The organism is Leucobacter chromiiresistens (assembly GCF_001477055.1).
Lineage (GTDB): Bacteria > Actinomycetota > Actinomycetes > Actinomycetales > Microbacteriaceae > Leucobacter > Leucobacter chromiiresistens_A.
Window position 1 is genome coordinate 1 of record NZ_LDRK01000113.1, and the last position, 2,933, is coordinate 2,933.

At 72.9% G+C, this 2,933-nt stretch carries 2 protein-coding genes; one reads left to right on the forward strand and one right to left on the reverse strand.

Features of this window, described 5'->3' with window-relative positions:
* Positions 1–36 precede the first annotated feature (36 nt).
* A complete protein-coding gene (locus NS354_RS11970) occupies positions 37–1,779 on the reverse strand; it encodes an amidohydrolase (RefSeq protein WP_058594693.1) in 1,743 nt (580 codons plus the stop codon).
* A 237-nt stretch (positions 1,780–2,016) separates the two neighbouring features.
* On the opposite strand from NS354_RS11970, the gene NS354_RS11975 reads away from it, so the two are divergent.
* Positions 2,017–2,616, forward strand: coding sequence for a TetR/AcrR family transcriptional regulator (locus NS354_RS11975; protein WP_058594694.1), 600 nt, complete (start codon positions 2,017–2,019; stop codon positions 2,614–2,616).
* Positions 2,617–2,933 lie beyond the last annotated feature (317 nt).

Here is a 2,933-nt window from a genome sequence, read left to right on the forward strand (position 1 = left end):
GGTGCGGTTCGGTTCGGTGCGGACCGGTGCTCCGGGTCAGTGCGTGTGGGCGTGGCCGTGCGCGTGCGCGGCGGGCGCGGCGGGTTCGGCGCAGGACTGACCGGCGCCGGCCGGATCCTGCCCGTGCGCGGCCGCTGCGACGCCGCCGAGCTCGCCCCGGACGTCGTGGATCGGCGAGCCGCCGACCACGGTGAGGTCCGCGCGCTGCTCGAGCAGCTCCGCCGGCTCCATGGCGTACAGGTCGCCCGACCAGACGACGACGTCGGCGAGTGCGCCGACCCGCAGGGCGCCCACCTCGTGCTCGCGGTGGAAGGCCTCCGCGCCGCCCAGCGTGTAGGCCCGCAGCGCACGATCGAGGTCGAGTCGCTCCTCGACGGTCCAGGCGTCGCCGCCGTCGAGGCGGGCGCGCGTCATGGCGCTGTACAGCCCGATGAGCGGATCCATCTCGCCGACCTGCCAGTCGCTCGAGAACGTGACGCGCGCGCCGGATTCGATCATCGACTTGAAGCGCCACGCCCGATCCCACCGGGCCTCGCCGACGTTCTCCATCCATGTGCCCGCCACCAGGTCGGGCGACGCGTGCCGCGGCTGCATGGCGGCGACGACGCCGAGCTCGGCGAAGCGCGGCAGATCCTCGGGGGCCAGGCACTCGACGTGCACGATGCCGTGCCGGGTGTCCCGGGTCGCGCCCGATCGCGCGTTCGCCCGCTGGGCCGCCTCGATCGAGTCGAGCGTCAGCCGGATGCCCCAGTCGCCGGTCGCGTGCGTGTGCACCTGGTAGCCGAGGCGGTCGAGCTCGATGAAGAGCTTCGTGAACTCCGTCGGTTCGAGGCTCGGGCGGCCGCGGTGCCCCGGGCGGTTCGCGTAGTCCTCGAGCATGGCGGCGGTGTGCGGTTCGATCACGTCGTCGGCGTAGAGCTTCACCGGGCCGAGCGTGAAGCGCTCGTGCTGCGGCGTCTCGCGGATGGCATCGGTGATGCGCGCCCGGAAGTCTCCGTCGGCGCCGACCGGGTGGTAGATCGCGGCGGTCGTTCGGCTGGTGAGCCGGCCCTCGCGCTCGGCGCGTGCGAACAGGTCGAGTTCGGCGAGGGGCACCTGCGGTTCGACGACGGACGTGATGCCGGATCGCGCGGCCATCTCCAGACTGTTCGTGATCTTGCGGTAGCGCCGATCGGGTGAGTACATGGGGATGTCGCGCTGCAGCTCGGCGAGGCCGGCGATGGTCATGGCACTCGTGTAGAAGTCGGTGACCCAACCGGTCGGCTCCCCCGTCGCGGCGTCGATCTCGGGGTTGCCCCAGGCGATGTCGCCGCCGCCCAGGATGCCGAGCTTCGCGAGTGCGGGGCGGTTCAGCCAGACGGAGTGCTGGTCGTAGGTGGTGATGAAGACCGGCCGGTCGGTGACGCCGACGAGGTCGTCGGCACGGGGGCGGCGGCCCTCGACGACCGAGTACAGGGCGTTCTCGGCGCAGATCCAGTCGAGCTGGGGGTGGGTCTCGGCGAACTCGGCGATGCGGGCGCGCACCACGTCGAGGCTCTGCACCTGGTCGAGGCTGACCGCGAGGTCGTCGAAGCCGAGCAGGAGGTGGTTGTGCGTGTCGGCGACGCCCGGGGTGAGGAGGCGGCCCTCGAGCTGCACTGTGCGGCGTGCGGCCGGGGCGTCGGCGGCGGGCCCGACGTAGGAGATGCGTCCATCGGTGACGCCGAGCGCCTCCGCCCACGGCTGGGCGGGGTCGAAGGTTCGGATGCGGCCTCCGGTGAAGAGGGTGTCGACGGCCATGTCAGCTCCTACGCGTTCGGCTCGACGGCGATCCGCCGAGTTCTTTTACTCAACAGTAAATTAATTTACGCGAATGTCAAATAACGCGCGGCGACCATTTTTCCGCCCCGCCCTCTCTGCGCCCGGGTGCGAGCGGGGTCACTTGCGGAGAGTGTCGACGGGTTGCGCGGGCACGACACCCTCCGCAATCGACCCCGGTCGCTCGGGGCGACCGGCTCGGCTGGCATACTGGCAGGCATGGCCCGCCCGAGCACCCAGCAGCAGCGACGCAAGGAGGTCGTCGACGCCGCGCTCGCCGCCGCCGCGCAGCACGGCCTCCGCAGCCTCTCGCTCACCGACGTGGCCAACCAGGCGGGCGTCACCCGGGGCGCCCTGCTCTACTACTACGACGACCTCGACGCGATCCTCGTCGAGGCGCACGCCGCGGGCATGGAGCGCGTCGGCGCCGAGCGCGCCGAACTGGTCGCCCGCGAGGTCGGGGCTCCGGCGAAGCTCGCGGTCGCCATCACCGCCGGGCTGCCGACCGGGCCCGACGACGCGCTCATGAGCCTGCTGTACGAATTCGACGTGCTCGGGGGCAAGTCGCCCCTCCACGACGAGCTCGTGCAGCGGCTCTACCGCGAGCAGCTCGACCTCTTCCGGGGCATACTCGCCGAGGGGGTCGCCGCGGGCGACTTCTCGCTCACCGGGCCCCTCGACGACATCGCCATGAACCTCGTCGCGCTCGAGGACGCTTACGGGCTCCACATCACGGGAGGCGGCAGCATCACCGTCGCCGACGCGCGCCGCGCGATCGCGCTGTACGCGCAGCAGGCGGGCGCGCCGCTGCCGCTCTGACCCCCCGCTCCCCCGCTCCTCCGCTCCTCCGCTCGAACGGCACGCTCGAACGGCGCGCCCGAACGGCGCGCCCGGCGCCGAAGCCCTGCCGAGCCGCCGAGACCCTCGGCCGCGCGCGTCGGATTGGCAGGCGCCCGGCGAGCGAGCAGGTGCTCGGCGAGCGAGCAGGCGCTCGGCGAGCGAGCAGGGGCCCGGCGAGCGCGCAGGCGCTCGGCCCGCCCCCACCCGCACAGCCTCAGAGACCGACGCCCGCTCCGTGGCCCCCCCCCACCCCACCGCGTGCACCGGCGCGCCCAAGCCCCGACTCCACTGTCCCG

Coding starts and splice junctions, on each gene's coding strand:
- NS354_RS11975 (WP_058594694.1), top strand. CDS start 2,017: ATGGCCCGCCCGAGCACCCAGCAGCAGCGACGCAAGGAGGTCGTCGAC.
- NS354_RS11970 (WP_058594693.1), bottom strand. CDS start 1,779: ATGGCCGTCGACACCCTCTTCACCGGAGGCCGCATCCGAACCTTCGAC.